Consider the following 19,749-nt stretch of genomic DNA (forward strand, 5'->3'; position numbering starts at 1 on the left):
GGACCATCACTGCAAATGAAACCGATGCTGCCAAGTTTAACCTTCGATTCTCCAGTACGACCTAATTGGAAGTACGAGGTAAAGTATGATGGCTTTAGAGCCATGCTAGATTGGGATTCGCAAGGAATCAAATTGACGAGTAGAAACGGAAAAGATCTTTTCCCACAATTTCCTGAAATTAAAAAGTTTTTACTCGATAATAAAAACCTATTTCAACCCTTTTTACCACTCCAATTGGACGGAGAACTTGTTTATCTTGAAAATACCTACAAAGCTAATTTCTCTGCCATTCAAGTCCGCGGCCGACTAAAATCAGAAAAGAAAATAAAAGAACAGGCTGCTCACTCACCCTGCCGTTTAATGGTATTTGATTTACTAATGTTAAATGGGAACCCTCTCTATTCGCTTGCTTATCAAAAACGAAAAGCAGAACTCAAGAAGTTATTTATGGCTCTTTGTTTTGAATTAGATGCCGATCCCTATAGTGGCCAATTGATTCAGCATGTAACGGCCTATGAAGATTTTCAGATTCTATGGGATAAAGTGGTTTTATATGATGGGGAAGGAATTATTGCAAAAGCTATTAATGGCCTTTGGGAAGAAGGTAAGCGAACATTACAGTGGTTGAAATATAAAAATTGGAAATATGTCAGCTCCTTTGTCACAGCCTTTGAGAAAACAAATGGCTATTTTTATCTGGGTGTCTATAAAGCAGAGACGATCATCCCGATTGGTCAAGTTTTATTTGGCTTTAAGCCAGAAGAAAAAGATGCTCTAAAACAAACCATTAAACAAAATATGGTGAGTGAGGATAAACAGTTTATCTATGTCCACCCCGCCATCTGTCTAGAGGTGAAATATTTAGAGCTCTATGAAAATCAATTACGTGAGCCTCATTTTGACCGGTTTCGTTTCGATTTAAAGCCTGCAGACTGTACGTATGACCGGTTTGTTTTTGCAAAAAACAACCTTCCAGCGGACCTAGAAATCACCCATCCAGATAAACCCTTGTGGGAAAAACTCACCATTCAGAAAGCAGACTATATCCAGTATTTGAGGGAAATTTCTCCCTATATGCTGCCTTTTTTAAAAAACCGTTTATTAACAGTCATTCGATATCCACATGGAATGTTCGGCGAAGCCTTCTATCAGAAGAATTGTCCGGATTACGCACCAGACTTTGTTCAAACACAGGAAGCGGATGGAATTAACTATATACTATGCAATAATTTAAAAACACTCGTATGGCTTGGTAATCAGCTTTCGATTGAGTTTCATGTACCCTTTCACACCATTCACAGTAAGGGTCCTAGTGAAATAGTGTTTGATTTAGACCCGCCTTCCAAGGATGCATTTCAGTTAGCCATTAAAGCAGCCCTTTATATAAAAGAAGTTCTTGACCAATTAAATTTAATTGGATTCATAAAAACTTCAGGAAGAAAAGGCCTGCAAATTTATCTTCCATTACCCGAAAATACGTACACATATGAAGATACAAGACTTTTTACATGTTTTATTGCCGAATATTTGATTTCTAAGGATCCTGATTTATTTACCATTGAGCGAATGAAAAAAAAGCGCGGAAATCGATTATATGTGGATTATGTACAGCACGGAGAAGGAAAAACGATTATTGCACCTTATTCACTGAGGGGAACTGAGCACGCCGGTGTTGCCACTCCGCTTATCTGGGAGGAAGTGAATGAAAACCTTGAACTGGATACATTTAATATGGAAAATGCACTCAAGCGAATTCGTAATCAGGGGGATCCCTTTAAAGAATTCTTTCAAACCAAGCAGATTCAACCGTTTGCCCCCGTCCTTGAATTTTTAAAAAGTGCAGGAAAAAAAGGATAAGGGACTACCTTATCCTTACAGTGCTTCTTTAATAAATTGTTGGGCAGCTATTTGCAGATTCTCGTATATAGCTTGTTCTGAAAAATCTCTTTTAGTGGAAAGGGCAACGGTAGGGTTTTCAAGGTCTAGGTTGACAGACGCATGATAAAGGTATGTTGCATTTCCAATTAAATCAATCTTGTATGTTCCTTCCGATTTATGAACGACGCATTGTACTTTGCCGCCATTATTATAGACATTGATCACTTTTTCATAATCATTTAATCCCGTTAAACAAGTCACAAGTGACGATGCTGACATTGCTGTACCACAGGCATTTGTAAACCCTACACCCCGCTCAAAGGTTCTCACGTATATAGAGCCTGGCTCGAGTGATTTTACAAAACTAACATTCACCCCATCAGGAAATAACTGATTCGGTCCATTTACTTTTTCACTCAGTTGCTTTTGAATGTCAATTTCCAGCTGGTTTGTTTCGACAATTGCAATTAAGTGTGGGTTTGGCACAGCAACTGCTGTAAACCTTAACTCCTCGGATAGTTCTACAATTTTCTCATTAAATAGTGTTGGCTTGTTCAAATTTAATGGAAGTGAGTTTAATTCAAATAAAACTGGGGAGATTTCTACTTGATAAGTATGAATATCAGGTAGTAAATCTGCTTGTTTGCTAACCTGCAAATTTGCTTTCATCGTTTCAATAACGGCATTCCTTACCCCTTTTTGCTCACATATATATCTAGCTACAAGGCGAAGACCATTCCCACACATCGAAGCTTCAGACCCGTCTGCATTAAAAACTCGCATTCTGCCATCTGCTTTATCACTTTTCATTACAAAAAGGATCCCGTCAGCTCCTAGCTCGGTCTCCCGTTTACATAAAATTTTTGCAAGCTCGGCCCTTTCTTTTTCCGAAAATGAATAGTCATTAGAAATTTCATCAATGAGAAGAAAATCATTCCCCGAACCATGGCCTTTAATTAATTCGATTTGCACTATAAAACCCCCAGAAATGAGTAAAATCGTTATTATATATCATATCAAACATTATCTTTGAGGGAAACTGTCTGGATTTTATCTTTCAATAAAGTATTCGTTAATTAAAAATGACATCCTTAGGAGCTTGTCCGCTTCAGATAGATCCTGCCAAAATGTTAGGACAGGTGTATTGGGTTCAGGAAATATCTGACTCCATTCCATTGGCATCCATCCCCTGCGGAGTCTGCCAATCTGTTGATCACCTTGATCTAACACTTGTTCATCCATAAAAGCCTTTGACCCCGTTATTGTGCCAATATTTCTTCCCATGCTGTCCGTTAATTCCTTTTTGCTTCTTTTCCAGCCCAATTGCTTTTTTTCAAAGCTTCCTAAAAAATGTTTATGCCGATCAAATACATCCAGCCTTATTATTCCTCTGCCTCTTATCTTGAAGTAACCAAGTACTAAATCCTCTTCATTTGACAGCACATAGATCTTAGAAGGTCTATACCGTTTCAATCCTTTTCCACGGTATCTTTTTATCTTCCCTGCCAAATAACCGTTTGGATAGTAGAAAAGTAAATGAGGGGACGGGGCATTCATATAAAATACTAATAGTTGCCTGGCATCAAAGAGTGATCGCCAGCTGCCTCTAGCAGCTCTAATATTTTTTTTGATGGCAATGGATTGGCGCATCCTATATAGATAGGCATGAAAACAGATAAGGCTATAAAGCAAAAATGGTATCACTAATAACATGATTTCCCTTTGCTTAATAAAAGAAAGATTTCCAAAAACAATCATGATAGTTGGAACGAGTGCTGCGATACTACCATTTAAGTTCAAATTAGCTGTATCCCGGTAATATTCGTTTATTTTCATGTAGAAAACTCCTTATCAATTCCTCTACTATCAGTTTATTTAATAGCTTCCAAAAAAATGATAGAATTTCTTCTGACAAGAAAAAAGAAGAGCCAAAAAGACTCTTCTCTTAATTTTGAATATAATTTTGAATGCCCGACATCGAAATTTTCGCATCTTGATAGCCTTGATTATAAAGCTCTTCCAACCTTTGTGGATTTCTTTCCATCCTGCCAACCTTCAACGGCTGGGTTGGACGGATAATAAGAACCTTACCTTCCTTTTCTTGATCCTCGAGATAGGCAACCGTTTCATTGTATATCTCATATCTTTTTCTTAAAGACTGCTGCAAGCCCTTGTAATTAGGATATTTGCGATCAACTAGGAAATGAAATTTTGACGGTTTTTTCATATATCCTTGATTCCTAGTTAAAATAACAATATTTTTCTTAAAACCATCCTTTTGTGCTTTTTTAATTGGAATCGGATCACTAATCCCGCCATCAAGTAAAATTTTATCCTGAAAGCGTATTTCTGGTGCAATAAATGGCAGAGAACTCGACGCACGTAATACTGTTAAAAGATCATTACCATAATCCTTCTTATTAAAATAAACAGATTTACCAGTCACACAATCTGTTGTCCCGACAACAAATTCTGAAGGGCTATTATAAAACGTTTCATAATGATAGGGAACATGTTGGTTCGGGATTTCGTCAAAAATGAAATCCATACCAAAAAATTGCCGATTCTTAAAATAATTTCTCCATGAGATATATCTTGGATCTGAAGCATATTCAATTGTGACTGTTTTATTTCTTCCCTTTTGCTTCGATAAATAAGATGCAGCATTGCATGCCCCAGCTGAAACACCAATCACATAGGGGAAAAATAATTCTTGTTCTAAGAAATATTCAAGGATTCCAGCAGTATAAACACCGCGCATCCCGCCGCCTTCTAATACTAAACCGACTTGACTTAACATACTGCCACTTCCTTAACCATTTAAAAATTTTTCCACTTGCCATTATAAAAGTTTCTGTAATTATTTGCAAAAACAAAGGACTCTGTAAAAAATAAATCTGTGAATTTACAAACTCTCACAACTGGTCCACTGTATCTATGAAGCCAGCTCTTTTTTTCTAAAAATAAATATACTTAAACCTAACAAAACAGCCAATATTACCAATGCTAAAATACTAGATGGTAAGAGAGCATCTGGTATTCCATTGCCAACTAGCATTTCGTTTGCATAATTAGTTAATTGAGATGGACTCCACTCTAATCTATTGGACAGCGCACTGCTAACCAGACTTATTAGTATGACAACTGCTAATGAACAAAAGCCCGCCACCCCTGCTGATAATAGGGCAGCACTAAAAAACAACGTAATCGTTAAAATAACAGTAAGCCATAAACCGTAAAAAAAGTAGGATTGAAAAAAGTCCTCTATTGGAATCCATTCGAATAATATTCCCGTGTAATACCAAGTGGCCAAATAGCCGATTAAGAAGGAACTCCAAAGTAATAAGAGGCCGCCTGCCCATTTAGCCGTTACATAGGAGAAATAAGAGACTGGCTTAACTAAAACAATAGCGGCGACTCCACTCTTTCGTTCTCCAGCAATAATTCCCATTGTTGTTAGGACGATAATCAAGACACCAAGCGTTGTATACTGACCAAGACCTGAAATTAATACCTCACCAGCTGTTGGCTTGGGAATTTCAATAACAGCCCCTTCAGGTAATCCGCCGAGTGAATCAATAATTTGCGGCAAATAATAACTTGAGATAGGCTCTTTAACACCAATTAAAATAAAGGTAATGGGCACCCAAATCCATTTGAAATTTCTCCACATTTCTAACAGCTCTTTTTGCAGCAATGTCCACCACTGATTCATTTTCCCACCACTTTCATAAACACATCTTCAAGTGTCATACTACTAATTTCAAATTTCTCTAATGGCAAGTTTTGGTCTGAAATTAACTGAAGGAAGTTCTGCCTAGCCAAATCAATATCCTTAACAAAAATACTAACCTGATTTTCTTCCTTCACGATAGAATTCGTTAATTCGTGGTCCCTAAAAAGGCCAACATAATTATCCGCTTTCCCTCTAAAGTACAAGTCAATTTTCGTTTGTTGGTACCGGTCACGAAGCTCTGCCATCGTCCCTGATTCAACTATTTCTCCATTATGTAAGAACAGAATTTCGTCACAAACTTCTTCCGCGTCACTTAATATATGTGTAGAAAAAAGAATCGTTGTTTCCTTCTTTAAACCTTCAAGTAAATCCAGCACTTCCCTTCTGCCAATTGGATCTAAGGCTGAAACTGGTTCATCAAGCATAATCAGTTGTGGACGATGAATGAGGGCTTGGGCAATTCCTAACCTTTGTTTCATTCCACCAGAATATTTTGCAACCCTTCTATTTTTTGCTTCTAGGATCCCCACTAGTTCCAGCAATTCTAGTGATCTCTCTTTTGCCTGCTGGCCTGTTAAGCCAGCTAATTTACCAACATAAACTAAAAACTCCATCCCGGACATCCACTCGTAAAAAACAGGAAATTGCGGCAGATAACCAATAAAATTGCGAATATCTTCCCCTTTTTTGGCTTCTGTAAAGATGATTTCTCCTTCCGTGGGATTCATTAGACCTGATAGCATTCTTAAGGTTGTTGTCTTCCCTGCACCATTTGGCCCTAATAAACCGACACACTTCCCTTTCTCCAATGTAAAATTAATCCCCTTAATGACTACAATCCCTTGGAAACTCTTTTTTAAATTCTTTATTTGTACCAGGGACATCAGTTATTTCTCCTTCCAATGACAAAGTAAAGTATAGGTCCAATGATATTGATAAATAAAATGATTATTGCCCATAACCACTTGGGTCCATTGGTTTTCTCTATTTTGACAAGGTCAATGATGGCCACAATAAGTAAAATTAATTGGATAATGAGGATTGGTGCTAAAATAGGTAAATATTCAGTAAGTGTTTCCATTGTTATACCTCCTTGAAATTTTTTCCACACATTCTACAATATTCTCTATTTGATATTTTAAAACCTTCAAAAACCCGACAAAATTTTTATGCCGGGTTTAGTCATAAGCGATTTATTTAATCAGTCTAAAAATTAATGGAAATTGATATTCTTCACCTTCATATGCCTTCACAGCTGCGATAATGGTGAATACAAACAGCATAACTCCTAATACCGCCAATGCTACAAAGCCAATAAGTATAATAGTTAAGAGTCCACTAATAAAGAAGTAAACCGTATAAGAAATTAAAAAGTTAAAATATTCTCTTCCATGATAATCAATGAATGGAGACTCATCCTTCTTTAATAACCAAATGATTAGAGGAGCAATCACTGGAAAAAATAAACTCAGCACATAAATACCTGCAGACAATAACCTTTCATCACTTTTCATATTCTTTTCCCCCAATGGAAAATTTTTTCCTTACTTTACTATTTACGCTGCTTACCTTCAAAGGTTTCATTGATCATTAAAAATTCCGCTAAATATTTAATACATGCAGAATATCACCTTTTCTTAAGGGGCATATGTTGTATTTAACATAGATAAAATATATAAATCACACAAAGAAAGGTTTTATTATGACTAAAATACTTTTAAAAAACGCTTATGTTTTTCCAGTTACCTCCACACCAATGAAGCACATGGACATTCTAATAAAAGATAGGAAAATTAGTAAAATAGGCAGAAATATTATAGCGGATTTAAACGTTACTATTATTGATTGTGCTGAGTCGTATTTATTACCAGGTTTTATCGATGTTCATACCCATTTAGGATTATATGATGAAGGTACTGGCTGGGCAGGTAATGACGCAAATGAAACGGCTGAAGCACTTACCCCCCATATACGCGCGATTGATGGTGTTTACCCATTGGACCCCGCCTTCACTGATGCTGTAAAATGCGGAATTACGACAGCTCATATTATGCCAGGAAGTGCAAATGTCATCGGTGGTACCACCTCCGTGATAAAAACCACTGGAAAAAATATAAAAAAGATGCTCGTCCAGGAAGTAGCCGGATTAAAAATTGCCTTAGGTGAAAACCCAAAGAGAATTCACAGCAGCGGGAATAGTAATGCGATTACTAGAATGGGGATTATGGGTATGCTCAGAGAAGCATTTTACAGTGCGATTCATGCCGATAATCCTGATCAACTTAGAATTGCACCAATCGTAAAGGCATTAAAGAGGGAAATTCCCGTTAGAATTCACGCCCACCGTGCTGATGATATTATTACTGCTCTAAGATTTGCAGAGGAGTTTAATTTGGATTTACGAATTGAGCACTGTACGGAAGGACATTTAATTGCCAGTGAACTAGCTGATCAGGATTTAAAGGTCTCCGTTGGTCCTACTTTAACTAGAAGATCCAAGGTCGAACTAAAAAATAAGACATGGAAAACATATCAGGAATTGACCAATCATGGCGTGGAAGTGTCGATTACGACGGATCACCCTTATACTCCAATACAATATTTAAATATTTGTGCAAGTCTTGCAGCCCGTGAAGGATTATCTGAACAAAAGGCAATTGAGGGGATTACCATTCTTCCTGCTAAAAATTTAAAAATTAACCATCGCGTCGGAAGTATAGAAGAAGGAAAAGAAGCTGATTTAGTCCTATGGAGTCATCATCCCTTTCATTATTTAGCTAAACCAAAGTGGACGATGATAAGCGGAGAAATTGTTTATCAAGAAGGATAGAATTTTGTTGAAAATTGGTAAAAAATATTATCGAATTATACACAAAAAACCTATTTCTTTTTTTCCTTTTTTCTTGTATCATACTCTAAGTGAAACAGTTTTGGAACTGAAACCATTGGGGGTTTACCAGCATAAACGGTTACAAAAAATGAAATAGGGAAGGCAAATGGTGCGCCACCAGTTTACTGGTTCTAGTGGGTTCGATTCCCACCCCGAAATTTTTTAGCAATTTTATAAAGCAAACTCGCTGACTGGAATCTAATCGGGGTATTACAGTAGTGTAGTTGCACTTTTGCCTGATAGGGAGTTACGATTTCCTACCGGCTAAAAAATTTCGAGGGTGGACCGCTTCTTTTGACATGGGATCGGAATGCCCTATTGGAGGGATTATCATGCTTAAGAAACGTGATCTTCATGACAGCCACACGTTGTACGAATTAATGACACACCCAGATGTCTTCCCTTTTGTACGTCAAAAAGCGGCTTCCTATGAAGAATTTCTATTTATCACAAAACAAACCCTTGAAGCCGAAGAGCGCGGTGAGTTAATTTCCCGAACTATTCTAGATGAATGGGGAGCGCCCATCGGTACAATTAATTTGTTTGATATTCAAGATAATGCTGGCTTTTTAGGGACATGGCTTGGAAAGCCTTATCATGGTAAGGGATATAATAGTCCCGCCAAGGATGCCTTCTTTCAAGAACTTTTTTTCGAAGCAGGTATTGAAACAATCTTTATGCGGATTCGAAAAGTAAACATTCGTTCCATCAAGGCGGCCGAAAAGCTTCCCTATGTTGTAAAGGCCAATCAAAGTAGAAGTTCACTTTATCAGCAGCTAAACGCTATTGAAGAAGTATATGATTTATATGAAATTCCAAAAGACTTATATACCTTCCATCTTTTACGGAATGAATCACTTTCACCAGATTCTTCCCATTTGTTGGAAGCATAAAAAGCAATCGGCACCCTGCCGTTTGCTTTTATTTTTTTCAAATAAAAATGAATCATTACTCCGTTAAAGTTTGCTCCATATTATTTTCACTTTGACCCATATGGAGCAATAATTCTTCTAATTCCTCGTTCGTTAATGTTTCATAACGGCCATCATGAAAAAAAACTTGGGTTTGATTTGGATTAATTCTATTCATATTAAAACTCAACTTCATTGCTCCTTCCTTAGATAAAGTTTTTTCTATTATCTGCAAGAAAAACACATTTCATCCAGGAAAATCAAATTGTTCAAAAAATTAAATAAAATAAAAAATTATTTCTTTGTCCAGCATTCTGTAGAATACCTTTGCTAGTAGGAAATTAGACAAAAAATAGGTTTTAATAACGGATGGGCATTCATTTGCATAGTATGTGTGTAATAAGAATGCGAAAAGGATGTGACAGGATGCAGACTGTAATTAATATCTTTAGCCTTAAAATTAACAGTGTATCAAACAACGGGTCTGTCAACATCGGTGAAGCCCTTCATAACGCCCATACGGCGAATTCTAAATCACAAGGTCAAAATTCCTCATATGGTGATTTTGCCCCTCCAACGGCAGCTATGGAAAATGTTTTTATTGATCCAGATCTTAATGATATGGGTGATATTGCAAACCCATCCAATGTCTTAACCAATCCCATCATAAAGGAATGAATGGATAGATGCCTTTTCAAATAAATGTTTTTAATATAAAAACGAACGCCTTAAATAATAATGCCAATATTGATTTTGGAACAAATATACAAAACAGTCATACAGCTAATACAAAATGGATAGGAACCAATATGGCGTTTGGAGATTTGTCCCCCACCACTTCAGGTTCTATTAATGGTTTTGCTGATACTGATATTAGTGATCAAGATCAAATTGCCAACCCAGCTATACCGATTTCGAATCAATTTTAGTCGATCGAAAGGATGAACTGTAATGTTTCCCTGGAATATATTCCCTTTTAATAAAGATATAAAAGATTCGTTGAAAAAGATGAAGCCAGAAGAAATAGATAAATATGTTCAAGATTTAATGGGTAAAGTCATGCCAAACATGAGAGGAATGAACCCACAAGATATGTTTGGCGGGTTCCAAACGTCAGTTTCCCAGCAGCCGCCTGTAACAGGCCCTTTGAATTCTAACGCATTTGAAACACATGATTATGTTTATGTACGAATACCGATTAAAAAAGAAGAATGGATTAAACAGATTCGTATTTATCATACAACGAATCAACTCCTTGTAGAAGGGATCCCCACCGATGAAGATAAACACACGATTACCCTTCCGGCTATTGTAAAAAAGAAAGGGGCAACGGCAAACTTTAAAGATAGCATGCTAGAAGTAAAAATACCGAAAAATGTAGATATGCAGTTTTCACAAATTGATGTGACCGAAATTTTATAAAGGTCTTTTTTTTTGCATGTTTTTCATTATCATAAATAAGATAAAAATAAGAAGTTACAAGATCAAATGAATGGTCAAACCAATTCTGAATAGAGGGTAATTATGCATTTCTTCTTACGCTTGTTTACTTCTCATAAGATAGTTAAGATGAAAATATCGGAATTGGAAAGCAAGCTTACTTTATTAGATACCAAAATGGACGAGGTCAAAGAAGGAGTTAAGGATGAGGTAATTACGGCGATCAATGCTGCCGTTAAGGCTGAGGTTAATACGGCCGTTAAGACCGCCATTAAAGCACTTCCAGTTTCTTCGGATAAAAAGGAGAATAGCACTTCTACAACTATTCAAATTGACCACTTGCAGGTTGATAAAATTGTGATTGAACACTTAGATTACGCTAATAATTTTGGCCAATTAGGGATTAAAGAATTATCGGGAAAATTAAATATCGGTTCTACCTTTGAGGGTGACTCGGAAAAAATAAATCAGATTATTAAAGATAAAATTAATCATGAAGCAAAGGTTAATTTTAGAGCTAAAAAGGAGCCTTAACAAGAAATTCCCAAGGGCCCTTGTCAGCAGGTGCTGGAACTGGACATTCTCAAAGTAGTACTATCCTTATTTTACTATGAAAAGGACAGCCGCAGCGGCTGTCCTTTTCAAGGGGGAATATTTACTTATCAGTTGCATCATCCATATTCATATCTTCCATTGATTCCGATGCTTTTGAATCTTCTGGTTCGCTTGCGGTACCCACAATAAATTCCTTCTTGGGCATATTATGCATATCTCTCGCCGTTACATGTGAAATAATATAATAAGTTCCTTCTTGTTGAAAGGCCTTTTCAAGCCGATAAACGCCATTTTTTGGTTTTTTAATAGTGATCTTCTCATGTGTTGTATCCTTTGCCCGCCACACCTCAAACACTACTTTCGCATCATTTATCTCTTCAGTTCCTTGCGTTACCTTTGCTTCAAATAAAATCGGTTTACCAACTTCCCCGGTTTCCGGTTTAATCGATAAATTCACTTCAACCATTTTAGGCAATTCCCCTGCATCTTCTTTTTGTTTACTACAAGATACCGCAATGCCAAGGAGGAGAACGGTAACGATCATTAATAATACCTTTTTCATAACTTTTCTCCTTTATTTATTTTATCAACATCATTAATTATTTCATTTTTCTTCAAACAAATCCCTCCCTTATCCTTCACTAGCATTGTTACATATTTACCAATACTATTGCAAAAAATAAATTTTAACAACATATAGAAAGGAGATATCTATGTCTACCCCATACAAATGCCCGAATTGTAAAACGAATCGGAGCCGGTTTAATATCATTCAACAAGTTTCACAATCTGTAAAACTTGACCCACAAACTGGAGAAGTCATCAGAGAGTATGCCGAAAATGATTTAGAACCGTTTCATTTTCCCTATAATGGACCGGACTATCGGATACAATGTGGTTCATGCGGTTTAATTGAGGATGAACGAACTTTTATCAAGTTTGGCGAACAACCATAGTGCTAATAAAAACACCTTTATGTGAGCCGATTCAGAAGGCTCAATCATAAAGGTGTTTTTTTATTAGTGAAATTGATTTTCTTTAATAAATTTCTTTGAATCTACCTTCCATGCATCCATAGGAGAAAACCTAACTAAATGGATGTCTCCTCTAAACGTTTGCCTCCCCTTGTCCACTATGTACCAATCAATCACAATTGGGACGTCCAAACTGATTTCATCTGTTAAATCCTCAGGCGGCAACTGCTCTATCCGAGAAATCCTCACATTTTCAACCTTTGTTAAAAAAGACGACCATTTAAGTTTTTGCAAAGAGACCTTAGCAGTGATCCGAGCATCCTGCTGCTTAATTCCCGCTATATAGGCGTTGATGACCTGATATGGATCTGCTTTTCCTACATATTCATCTAATTTTCCTGATGCTTTCATAATCATCAGCATATGAGATAAATCCATAGAATTGGTTCGATGGGTTGTACTTCCATAAAAGTGGATACAAAAATGCCCAGGAAAATTATTCTGCAGTGCTCCTGCACCATGCGGCATCCCGTGCATAGAGGCGGCAATCGTTTGTTTCTTGTGAATCACTAGGATTGCTCTCCGTTTCCAGCTCCACTTACCCCCATAAATCTTTTTCATTATTTTTGTATCTTTTGAGGTCAGTGGCTGAACATCTGCATGGCGACTGCCCGCTCTTCGTTGAACTCTGAACTTTTTCCCAGTCTCTACATCTAAGACGGTGAATTTCGTATACTTGGGTAGGATCTGGTTGACCTCTTTCCAATCCAGCATTTCAATTTTATAACTAAGCTGAGTCTCGGCGAATGTCTCTTGCCCATTTAGGAGGATGTGCATCAAAACGAAAAGACAAACTACCTTCTTCATTATAGTCCCCCTTCCCCCTTTAATGGAATTTTTGCTACATTAAAAGAGTTACCTGAAGGGGTCGTTATCATTCATTTTACCTGTTATTTTTCTAAAAGGGACAGTTGGTTCTGTATGACAGTCCAATCAATATTTTCACCAATAAAAACGAGGTTTAACGGCATATTCATCTCTTCCTTCATATATAGAGGCATCCCATAAGAGTATTGAAATAAAAAGGGCTGTTTAGAATAATCAAACTTAATATATCCTTTAATCCGGTAAATGGTATCTGGCAATTCTTTCAAAAAATCTTCAAACCTTGTTTGGCTAATAACATTCTTAAACTGATACACAAATGTAGTTAAATTTAGATGAATGTGCTTGGATTCTTTTTCAAAAGAGACGGATAAATTTTTCAATTGAGAAATGGACACTTGAGAAAAATTTGTAAACAAACACTGTGCTTTTGGATTTAAGGATTGAATCTCATAACTGATCATGGCTTGATCCATTTCTAGAATTTCATCCAATTTATTAATAATGATAAAGTCCGCATGCCTAACTTGTTCTAATACTAACTGTTGCAGCTGCGGGCTTAATAATTTCCGATCCTTCCATCTCGTCCCATCTACGGTCGTGATAATTCCTTTAATTAATAGTTGATCGGCAAATAGCGGTGAAAGCACGGTGTCCAATACTTCAACCGGATGGGCTGCTCCAGTTGACTCAATATAGATGACATCTGGTTTGACTTCCATTAATAAACCTTGAAGCTGTGCTTCAAGCTCATCCTGAATGGAACAGCAAATGCATCCTCCTAGAAGCTCTCTTAATGAAACATCTTCGTCAACGGCATCAGAATCTATCGAAACCTGACCAAGTTCATTCATCATTACGGCAACTTTTCTCCCCAGACGGTGTTCATCCTCTAATAATCGTTTTAATAATGTTGTTTTTCCACTACCTAAAAAACCCGATAAAATGAAAACTTCTGTTTTTTTCATGATTTTTCCCTTCTTGGTCCATTTATTTTCTTTTTTGTATGGCTCTGTTAATCTTAATTGTTGATTTACGCTCCAGGTGCTTCGCTTTCCGCGGGCGTGCCGGGGAGCCTCCTCGGCGCTAAAGCGCCTGTGGGGTCTCCCCAGCCCCGTACTCCCGCAGGAGTCTTCGCACCTTCCGCTCTCCAATCAACGTGCAAAAAAATCATCATTAGTCTTTAACACAGCCTTTTGTATAAAGCATATACAAAAAGTTGAACCCGACTCCAGTTGGAATCGGGTTGATTGACTATTTCATTCTGCCTTTTAAAACCTCAACTGCTTTTTGTAATTGAGTATCACTTGTTTTTATTTTTTCACGTAATGTGTCCATTAGTTTTAAGGTCGTATCACCTTTTAATACACCATCAGCCGGCAGACTTTGTGCCGTTTGGAAACTGATAACAGCTTGTTTAGTCTTTTCATCGAAAAAGCCATCAACACGCCCTGGATCAAATCCTACTGCTTTCAACATCTTCTGCGCTGTTTGAACTTCTGTCGAAGAAGTAGATAAAGATAATTCTTTATCAGGATCAATAATCGGTAATGTTGCATATTCAGGAAGTGCTACCTCTACATCAGGAACAATTCCTTTTTTATGAATCCAATTCCCGTTAGGTGTTAACCATTTAGCAATCGTATATTTAAGGTTTGAACCGTCCTTGAAATCCTCGGCAGTTTGAACTGTACCTTTACCAAAAGACTTTTCACCAATAAGTGGTATACCCGCGGATTCTTTTACCGCAGCAGCAAAAATTTCGGATGCACTTGCACTGCCCTTATCAATCAAAACTACTAAAGGAAGGTTTGGATTTCCCTCATTTTGCGAAGCAATTTCTTTTATTTTTCCATTTCTATCTTCTTCTTTTACAATGATCTTGCCTTTAGGTACAAACATGCTCGTAATACTTACAGCTTGATCTAGTAACCCGCCTGGATTTTGACGAAGGTCTAAAACGAGACCTTTCATGCCTTTTTTCTGTAAATCGTTCAAGGTTTCAACTAATTCTTTGGAGGTATTAGTTGAAAAACTTGTGATTTGAACTTTGGCAATTGAATCATCCACCATTTCACCATAAACCGTTTCAATTGGGATGGTATCTCGAACGATTGGTACTGTCATTGGTGCATCCATACCAGGCCGTTGAATGGTTAATTCGACCTTTGTCCCCTTTTTCCCTCTAATTAGGGTTACAGCTTCAGTTGAATTCATTCCCTGCAAACTTTTCCCATCCACTGAGACCACCATATCATTTGGTTTTAAACCAGCTTTTTCTGCCGGGGATCCTTTAATGGGGGAGACTATAATAATGTGCCCATCTTTTTCCTGTATTTCAGCCCCAATTCCTTCGAAAGAAGAAGAAATACTGCTGTGAAAGCTAGCTGCTTCCTCATTACTCATATAATCTGAGTATGGATCGTCAAGCGATTTGACCATTCCGTCAATCGCACCATTTACGAGTTTTTTCTCATTTACTTCTTTGTAATACCCATCCTTCAATGTATCAAAGGCTTCATAAAGCTTATCGAATTCTGTCCGTTCTGGGGTAACGGTTACTACTTTTTCTTTACCAAATGCTAACGCAAAGGTAGTTATTCCAGCAGATAAGAAAACAAGAAGAAATAACAGCATAATAAAGTGGAACTTTTTCAAGCGGATATATCCTGATTTATTCTCAGTTATTTGCTCTTGTTGTTCGGCCTTTATTTCTTCAACCTTTTGTTCATCATTCTTTTCATCCAAAGCCTTCACCACTTTCATTCACCATAAAAATTATGAAATGTCCAAGCTGTAAAAAACGCCAGAACTTTCACATCCTGGGAAACAATTTATCCATTCTTTAAAAAGTAAACCCTTAGTGATTAGAATAACATTTTTTTATTAAAATTAACAAAGAAATGTAGTGAAAATATTATGAAATGCACCAAATACACTAATAATTAACAATGGCACCTACACATTCAGTAGGTGCCGCTCATTCTTAATGAAATTGTAACGATTTTATTCTTTAATGGCAGCTTCTAACGCTACTTCAATCATATCGTTAAAAGTTAATTGCCGTTCTTCTGCTGTAGTTTCCTCACCAGTTAAGATATGATCACTGACGGTTAAAACTGAAAGAGCATTCCGATTAAATTTAGCAGCTAGGGTATAAAGAGCGGTTGTTTCCATTTCGATTGCAAGTATTTGATATTTAGCCCACTTTTCGAGGTCGGCATTATCATTATAAAATGAATCCGCCGTAAAAATATTCCCTACTTTTAGATTAAGACCTTTGGCTACTCCTGCATCATAAGCTTTTCTCAGTAAATCGAAGTTTGCTGCAGGGGCGAAATCAACGTGTCCAAATGTAAGTCTGTTGATATTGGAGTCGGTTGAACTTGTCATGGCTAAAATAACATCACGGACCTTTACATCTTTCTGGATTGCACCACAAGTTCCAACACGAATAAGGTTTTGGACATTATAGCTTTGCATTAACTCATTTACATATATTGAAATAGAAGGAACACCCATTCCTGTCCCTTGTACAGAAATTCTTTTCCCTTTGTATGTTCCGGTGAATCCAAACATATTTCGAACTTCATTGTAACATTTTGCATCCTCTAGGAATGTTTCTGCAATATATTTTGCTCGAAGTGGATCTCCTGGAAGCAATACTGTCTCCTCAATTTCATTTTCTTTTGCACCAATATGTACACTCATTGTTAAGCCTCCCATCAAAAGTCAGTACAGTATTATGTTGTACCATAGTCACTATAACATAAACGATTTTTTATTGAAAAACCTTTCTCCAATTGAACATGATTTTTTAAATTTGTGGGAAGCTATTTGTAGATGTAAAAGGAGGGGTATTGATGGGAAAAAAGCACAGAGCTCGAATCCATGGTAAAAAGAAGAACAATCACATCCCTGCTGAAGCGATTGTAGCTGAACACGAAGCACATGCAAAGGAAAACAGCGCTGCGGGTGGAAGAAAAAACTAAATAAACAACCAAAATAGAAATGACAAAAATAAACCTAAGGTTCATTTATCCTTAGGTTTTTTTAGTTAAATTCAGCGAATAACAATTCGATTCAGCGAATAACAATTCGATTAATCGGAAGCCAACCGCCTGGCTTTAATTGAAAATAAAACTGGCCACCTCGGCCTTCATCAATTAAAATAATATCCCCCGTTGATAGAAATCTTCCTTTATAGTTAGCCGGTATTCTGTCTGTCACATTAAAGCGACTAAACGTTTCTTGCAAACAATGATCACGATTAGTGGCTGGAATTGTGGTTCGGTACACCTCTTTATAGCCCTTATGTTCTCGGTACTTTGGAGTTTGAAAGATCGTCACATCAAATTGAATACAGGCTTTTTTTGTTAACATTTTGATCATCATATCCCCCCAATGATAAGAATTTTTAATCTATTCTAATAATTAGCGATAGTCCTTGTCGAATCCTTCATAAAAACCTCACTAATTTTGTCGATTATCATATTTTTAGTATGATAGGCAGATTCTTGTGGGAATTTAGCGAAAAAAAAGCAATAGGACTGATGTGCCCTACTGCCTGTCAAATTAAGAAAATCTTTGAATTGTACTTTGGATTTTTTGTTGTAAATAAGGGATATCACTGGTTGTTACGGATAATCTTACATTTGTTTCATCCGTCCCTAAAGCCTCCGAAAATAGGCCTGATAATCCTCTTGCACGTCGATCTACCTGAAACATCATTTCAAGTGTTCCATTTGCAGATGGGAAGAAGACAATTTCTAACTCATCTAATCTGCCTCTAAATGGACCGGATGCTGGCACAAATTCAAATTCTTGAACAAATGGTAATCGACCGCGTAATCTCCTTGGTGCCTCTTCACAATCCGCTTCACGAATTCTAAAACCCAGGTTTTCCACAGCGAAAAAAACAGCATTCATTAATGAATTGGGAACCACTTTTAAAAAGTCCTTATCTGTTGGGTCCACACCACCCTTAATATCGAGGCCAGTGGTTACCCAAACTTTCGATCTTCCAATTGACAGCGGTGTATCAAAAGGAAGTTGGAATGTAAAAGGAATTTCCTTTTTTTCATTCGGACGAATGGTAAAAGGTGACGTTAAGCGAAACCGGTCAATGACAGCTGTCATCGTATATTTTCGATCATCAGACTCCCTTAAATAAGTTGTATTTAAGGCAAGATAGATATCGTCAATCTGCTGTTCCACCGAACCACCTTTAATATCCACGACCCCCTTGACGGTTTCACCCGGCATATACGTATCCTTTTCAAGTTTCGTATCAACTGCCGCTGCTCCAATACCTACACTAGCAAATATTTTATTAAAAAGTGACATGTGTTTTCCTCCTAGATTCCTTGCAGATTTTTTATATCTGATTTTATTTCGGAACAATGTTCATATCGCTGTTCAATTTGCAAAAGTCTTCTAATAATTTGTTTAGCTTCCTTTGAGATATTTAATTCTTCTTCCCAGCTTTTTTCCTTGTCATTTTTATCAAATGTAAAGTTAGAATAGAGTAAAAACAATAGAAAATGGCCGAGACCATAAAAATCTGCTTGATAGTTTATTTCTTAAAGACCTTTCTACTTGCCTCTTCTTTGTTAACATATGTTCCTAAACCTAAGTCAATTAGCTTAATCCTAGTACCATCAAAAATAACATTTGGAATTCGAATATCTCTATGAACGATGTTATGATCATGTAAATATTCAATGTTGCCTAGTAACTCCACGACTATCTGAAAAGCGTCGCGTTCTGATATCTTCCACCCTTCAGTAAAAATAAGCTGTTCAAAGTTCCTCCCATCTATTAGTTCCATCGTATAATAAGGGATGTTTTTATGGGTGCCCTCTTCAAAATATTTTGGAAATCCTGGATGATTGATTGCAGCTAATAGTTTTTTCTCAAGTTCAAACCCACGTCTGCCTTGGCGGGTAATTCGCTTATGAATCCTTAATGCTTTTAACACCTTTACCTTGTGATCTAAAAGGTCCCGGACGATATAACTATGTCCATAGCTCCCCATGCCCAAATGATTGATTATCTGGTAACGGTCATCTATTACCTCAACTGGTGAAAAAGGTTTTTCAAATAAATTAGCAAAAAATAAAATACCTTTTTTCAGCATGTTTTACCCAACTTAGCTGCTAAAGAAACTAGACATAAAACTTCCGCTTTTATGCTTCTTTTTATAATGATGATGACCGTAATGGCTGTGCTTATGGTGATTCATTTTCTTCCATGCATCGCTTGAAGATCCATACTTATGATGCTGAGTAAGTTTACCTTTGATAATAGATTTAAGAATTTTTTTAAACATCTACTATCCCTCCTTAGGTTCGTAAATTCTAATACGGATTAAATAATGAAAAGTTTCAAAAATATGAAACATTCGACACAACATCTCAACTGCAAGTCAAAGCTGCGACAAAACAAAAAGCGAGCATTGAAGGTATGCTCGTCTTTCAT

General features: G+C 36.8%; 26 protein-coding genes. 9 read left to right on the forward strand and 17 right to left on the reverse strand.

The genetic code is table 11. The features are described from left to right. Positions 1-15: 15 nt before the first annotated feature. Positions 16-1,857 carry a DNA ligase D gene (locus AC4E8C_RS14835; protein WP_490207432.1) on the forward strand — a complete coding sequence of 614 codons (1,842 nt, stop codon included), beginning with the start codon at positions 16-18 and terminating at the stop codon, positions 1,855-1,857. 15 nt (positions 1,858-1,872) lie between these two features. On the opposite strand, the gene dapF is transcribed toward AC4E8C_RS14835, so the two are convergent. From dapF to AC4E8C_RS14870, 7 genes are all read right to left on the reverse strand, one after another. Further along, complete coding sequence (gene dapF, locus AC4E8C_RS14840; protein WP_490207433.1) at positions 1,873-2,850, reverse strand: diaminopimelate epimerase; 978 nt, start codon at positions 2,848-2,850, stop codon at positions 1,873-1,875. A gap of 78 nt (positions 2,851-2,928) precedes the next feature. Beyond that, the gene (locus tag AC4E8C_RS14845; RefSeq protein ID WP_490207434.1) at positions 2,929-3,714 is read right to left on the reverse strand and encodes a hypothetical protein; all 786 of its coding nucleotides are present in this window, start codon (positions 3,712-3,714) and stop codon (positions 2,929-2,931) included. 109 nt (positions 3,715-3,823) lie between these two features. After that, the gene (locus AC4E8C_RS14850) at positions 3,824-4,678 is read right to left on the reverse strand and encodes a patatin-like phospholipase family protein (protein WP_490207435.1); all 855 of its coding nucleotides are present in this window, start codon (positions 4,676-4,678) and stop codon (positions 3,824-3,826) included. 135 nt (positions 4,679-4,813) lie between these two features. Next, positions 4,814-5,593 carry an ABC transporter permease gene (locus tag AC4E8C_RS14855; RefSeq protein WP_490207436.1) on the reverse strand — a complete coding sequence of 260 codons (780 nt, stop codon included), beginning with the start codon at positions 5,591-5,593 and terminating at the stop codon, positions 4,814-4,816. Beyond that, on the reverse strand, positions 5,590-6,498 hold the full coding sequence (locus AC4E8C_RS14860; RefSeq protein ID WP_490207437.1) for an ABC transporter ATP-binding protein: 909 nt from the start codon (positions 6,496-6,498) through the stop codon (positions 5,590-5,592). Before AC4E8C_RS14860 ends, AC4E8C_RS14855 begins: the two co-directional genes overlap by 4 nt. Further along, positions 6,498-6,695: a PLDc N-terminal domain-containing protein gene (locus AC4E8C_RS14865; RefSeq protein WP_490207438.1), complete on the reverse strand. Its 198-nt coding sequence runs from the start codon at positions 6,693-6,695 to the stop codon at positions 6,498-6,500. The genes AC4E8C_RS14860 and AC4E8C_RS14865 overlap by 1 nt, the downstream gene beginning before the upstream one ends. Before the next feature lie 112 nt (positions 6,696-6,807). After that, positions 6,808-7,128 (reverse strand): DUF4870 domain-containing protein, encoded by a 321-nt coding sequence (locus AC4E8C_RS14870; protein ID WP_490207439.1) that lies wholly within the window; start codon positions 7,126-7,128, stop codon positions 6,808-6,810. 188 nt (positions 7,129-7,316) lie between these two features. Between AC4E8C_RS14870 and AC4E8C_RS14875 the strand changes: the two genes are divergently transcribed. Both AC4E8C_RS14875 and AC4E8C_RS14880 read left to right on the forward strand, forming a co-directional pair. Further along, on the forward strand, positions 7,317-8,444 hold the full coding sequence (locus AC4E8C_RS14875) for an amidohydrolase (protein WP_490207440.1): 1,128 nt from the start codon (positions 7,317-7,319) through the stop codon (positions 8,442-8,444). A gap of 392 nt (positions 8,445-8,836) precedes the next feature. Continuing rightward, positions 8,837-9,397: a GNAT family N-acetyltransferase gene (locus AC4E8C_RS14880; RefSeq protein ID WP_490207441.1), complete on the forward strand. Its 561-nt coding sequence runs from the start codon at positions 8,837-8,839 to the stop codon at positions 9,395-9,397. Positions 9,398-9,452: 55 nt separating this feature from the next. Here AC4E8C_RS14880 and AC4E8C_RS14885 read toward each other — a convergent pair whose 3' ends face one another. Then, complete coding sequence (locus AC4E8C_RS14885) at positions 9,453-9,605, reverse strand: hypothetical protein (RefSeq protein ID WP_490207442.1); 153 nt, start codon at positions 9,603-9,605, stop codon at positions 9,453-9,455. 236 nt (positions 9,606-9,841) lie between these two features. On the opposite strand from AC4E8C_RS14885, the gene AC4E8C_RS14890 reads away from it, so the two are divergent. From AC4E8C_RS14890 to AC4E8C_RS14905, 4 genes are all read left to right on the forward strand, one after another. Next, positions 9,842-10,093: a spore germination protein gene (locus tag AC4E8C_RS14890; RefSeq protein ID WP_490207443.1), complete on the forward strand. Its 252-nt coding sequence runs from the start codon at positions 9,842-9,844 to the stop codon at positions 10,091-10,093. A gap of 8 nt (positions 10,094-10,101) precedes the next feature. After that, positions 10,102-10,344 carry a spore germination protein gene (locus tag AC4E8C_RS14895; RefSeq protein WP_490207444.1) on the forward strand — a complete coding sequence of 81 codons (243 nt, stop codon included), beginning with the start codon at positions 10,102-10,104 and terminating at the stop codon, positions 10,342-10,344. 22 nt (positions 10,345-10,366) lie between these two features. Next, positions 10,367-10,837: an Hsp20/alpha crystallin family protein gene (locus AC4E8C_RS14900; RefSeq protein WP_490207445.1), complete on the forward strand. Its 471-nt coding sequence runs from the start codon at positions 10,367-10,369 to the stop codon at positions 10,835-10,837. Between the two features lie 102 nt (positions 10,838-10,939). Then, the gene (locus tag AC4E8C_RS14905) at positions 10,940-11,389 is read left to right on the forward strand and encodes a hypothetical protein (protein ID WP_490207446.1); all 450 of its coding nucleotides are present in this window, start codon (positions 10,940-10,942) and stop codon (positions 11,387-11,389) included. 121 nt (positions 11,390-11,510) lie between these two features. Here AC4E8C_RS14905 and AC4E8C_RS14910 read toward each other — a convergent pair whose 3' ends face one another. Further along, on the reverse strand, positions 11,511-11,972 hold the full coding sequence (locus tag AC4E8C_RS14910) for a FixH family protein (protein ID WP_490207447.1): 462 nt from the start codon (positions 11,970-11,972) through the stop codon (positions 11,511-11,513). 151 nt (positions 11,973-12,123) lie between these two features. On the opposite strand from AC4E8C_RS14910, the gene AC4E8C_RS14915 reads away from it, so the two are divergent. Further along, positions 12,124-12,366, forward strand: coding sequence for a DNA alkylation repair protein (locus AC4E8C_RS14915; protein ID WP_490207448.1), 243 nt, complete (start codon positions 12,124-12,126; stop codon positions 12,364-12,366). A gap of 63 nt (positions 12,367-12,429) precedes the next feature. Here the strand turns inward: AC4E8C_RS14915 and AC4E8C_RS14920 are convergent, their stop codons facing one another. The 4 genes from AC4E8C_RS14920 to deoD form a co-directional block, all read right to left on the reverse strand. After that, a complete protein-coding gene (locus AC4E8C_RS14920; RefSeq protein WP_490207449.1) occupies positions 12,430-13,251 on the reverse strand; it encodes a hypothetical protein in 822 nt (273 codons plus the stop codon). 83 nt (positions 13,252-13,334) lie between these two features. Beyond that, on the reverse strand, positions 13,335-14,237 hold the full coding sequence (locus AC4E8C_RS14925; RefSeq protein WP_490207450.1) for a CobW family GTP-binding protein: 903 nt from the start codon (positions 14,235-14,237) through the stop codon (positions 13,335-13,337). Between the two features lie 286 nt (positions 14,238-14,523). Further along, positions 14,524-16,026, reverse strand: a complete 1,503-nt coding sequence (locus AC4E8C_RS14930; RefSeq protein ID WP_490212577.1) for a lmo1851 family serine protease — start codon at positions 16,024-16,026, stop codon at positions 14,524-14,526. Between the two features lie 249 nt (positions 16,027-16,275). Beyond that, positions 16,276-16,980, reverse strand: a complete 705-nt coding sequence (gene deoD, locus AC4E8C_RS14935) for a purine-nucleoside phosphorylase (protein ID WP_490207451.1) — start codon at positions 16,978-16,980, stop codon at positions 16,276-16,278. A gap of 152 nt (positions 16,981-17,132) precedes the next feature. On the opposite strand from deoD, the gene AC4E8C_RS14940 reads away from it, so the two are divergent. Continuing rightward, positions 17,133-17,261: a hypothetical protein gene (locus AC4E8C_RS14940; RefSeq protein WP_490207452.1), complete on the forward strand. Its 129-nt coding sequence runs from the start codon at positions 17,133-17,135 to the stop codon at positions 17,259-17,261. Positions 17,262-17,352: 91 nt separating this feature from the next. Here the strand turns inward: AC4E8C_RS14940 and AC4E8C_RS14945 are convergent, their stop codons facing one another. From AC4E8C_RS14945 to AC4E8C_RS14960, 4 genes are all read right to left on the reverse strand, one after another. Beyond that, positions 17,353-17,664 (reverse strand): YodL domain-containing protein, encoded by a 312-nt coding sequence (locus AC4E8C_RS14945; RefSeq protein WP_490207453.1) that lies wholly within the window; start codon positions 17,662-17,664, stop codon positions 17,353-17,355. Positions 17,665-17,844: 180 nt separating this feature from the next. Beyond that, entirely contained in the window at positions 17,845-18,615 is a 771-nt protein-coding gene (locus tag AC4E8C_RS14950) for a sporulation protein (RefSeq protein ID WP_490207454.1), read from the reverse strand. 229 nt (positions 18,616-18,844) lie between these two features. Beyond that, the gene (locus AC4E8C_RS14955) at positions 18,845-19,408 is read right to left on the reverse strand and encodes a serine/threonine protein kinase (protein WP_490207455.1); all 564 of its coding nucleotides are present in this window, start codon (positions 19,406-19,408) and stop codon (positions 18,845-18,847) included. Positions 19,409-19,420: 12 nt separating this feature from the next. After that, on the reverse strand, positions 19,421-19,600 hold the full coding sequence (locus AC4E8C_RS14960; protein ID WP_490207456.1) for a hypothetical protein: 180 nt from the start codon (positions 19,598-19,600) through the stop codon (positions 19,421-19,423). Between the last annotated feature and the right edge of the window lie 149 nt (positions 19,601-19,749).

It is taken from the genome of Neobacillus sp. SRL179 (assembly GCF_984799095.1).

What these genes read in the sequence shown, in the direction of transcription:
- AC4E8C_RS14835 (WP_490207432.1), top strand. Translation starts at nt 16, where the DNA reads ATGAAACCGATGCTGCCAAGTTTAACCTTCGATTCTCCAGTACGACCT.
- AC4E8C_RS14845 (WP_490207434.1), bottom strand. Translation starts at nt 3,714, where the DNA reads ATGAAAATAAACGAATATTACCGGGATACAGCTAATTTGAACTTAAAT.
- AC4E8C_RS14850 (WP_490207435.1), bottom strand. Translation starts at nt 4,678, where the DNA reads ATGTTAAGTCAAGTCGGTTTAGTATTAGAAGGCGGCGGGATGCGCGGT.
- AC4E8C_RS14855 (WP_490207436.1), bottom strand. Translation starts at nt 5,593, where the DNA reads ATGAATCAGTGGTGGACATTGCTGCAAAAAGAGCTGTTAGAAATGTGG.
- AC4E8C_RS14860 (WP_490207437.1), bottom strand. Translation starts at nt 6,498, where the DNA reads ATGTCCCTGGTACAAATAAAGAATTTAAAAAAGAGTTTCCAAGGGATT.
- AC4E8C_RS14865 (WP_490207438.1), bottom strand. Translation starts at nt 6,695, where the DNA reads ATGGAAACACTTACTGAATATTTACCTATTTTAGCACCAATCCTCATT.
- AC4E8C_RS14870 (WP_490207439.1), bottom strand. Translation starts at nt 7,128, where the DNA reads ATGAAAAGTGATGAAAGGTTATTGTCTGCAGGTATTTATGTGCTGAGT.
- AC4E8C_RS14875 (WP_490207440.1), top strand. Translation starts at nt 7,317, where the DNA reads ATGACTAAAATACTTTTAAAAAACGCTTATGTTTTTCCAGTTACCTCC.
- AC4E8C_RS14880 (WP_490207441.1), top strand. Translation starts at nt 8,837, where the DNA reads ATGCTTAAGAAACGTGATCTTCATGACAGCCACACGTTGTACGAATTA.
- AC4E8C_RS14890 (WP_490207443.1), top strand. Translation starts at nt 9,842, where the DNA reads ATGCAGACTGTAATTAATATCTTTAGCCTTAAAATTAACAGTGTATCA.
- AC4E8C_RS14895 (WP_490207444.1), top strand. Translation starts at nt 10,102, where the DNA reads ATGCCTTTTCAAATAAATGTTTTTAATATAAAAACGAACGCCTTAAAT.
- AC4E8C_RS14900 (WP_490207445.1), top strand. Translation starts at nt 10,367, where the DNA reads ATGTTTCCCTGGAATATATTCCCTTTTAATAAAGATATAAAAGATTCG.
- AC4E8C_RS14905 (WP_490207446.1), top strand. Translation starts at nt 10,940, where the DNA reads ATGCATTTCTTCTTACGCTTGTTTACTTCTCATAAGATAGTTAAGATG.
- AC4E8C_RS14910 (WP_490207447.1), bottom strand. Translation starts at nt 11,972, where the DNA reads ATGAAAAAGGTATTATTAATGATCGTTACCGTTCTCCTCCTTGGCATT.
- AC4E8C_RS14915 (WP_490207448.1), top strand. Translation starts at nt 12,124, where the DNA reads ATGTCTACCCCATACAAATGCCCGAATTGTAAAACGAATCGGAGCCGG.
- AC4E8C_RS14920 (WP_490207449.1), bottom strand. Translation starts at nt 13,251, where the DNA reads ATGAAGAAGGTAGTTTGTCTTTTCGTTTTGATGCACATCCTCCTAAAT.
- AC4E8C_RS14925 (WP_490207450.1), bottom strand. Translation starts at nt 14,237, where the DNA reads ATGAAAAAAACAGAAGTTTTCATTTTATCGGGTTTTTTAGGTAGTGGA.
- deoD (WP_490207451.1), bottom strand. Translation starts at nt 16,980, where the DNA reads ATGAGTGTACATATTGGTGCAAAAGAAAATGAAATTGAGGAGACAGTA.
- AC4E8C_RS14940 (WP_490207452.1), top strand. Translation starts at nt 17,133, where the DNA reads ATGGGAAAAAAGCACAGAGCTCGAATCCATGGTAAAAAGAAGAACAAT.
- AC4E8C_RS14945 (WP_490207453.1), bottom strand. Translation starts at nt 17,664, where the DNA reads ATGATGATCAAAATGTTAACAAAAAAAGCCTGTATTCAATTTGATGTG.
- AC4E8C_RS14950 (WP_490207454.1), bottom strand. Translation starts at nt 18,615, where the DNA reads ATGTCACTTTTTAATAAAATATTTGCTAGTGTAGGTATTGGAGCAGCG.
- AC4E8C_RS14955 (WP_490207455.1), bottom strand. Translation starts at nt 19,408, where the DNA reads ATGCTGAAAAAAGGTATTTTATTTTTTGCTAATTTATTTGAAAAACCT.
- AC4E8C_RS14960 (WP_490207456.1), bottom strand. Translation starts at nt 19,600, where the DNA reads ATGTTTAAAAAAATTCTTAAATCTATTATCAAAGGTAAACTTACTCAG.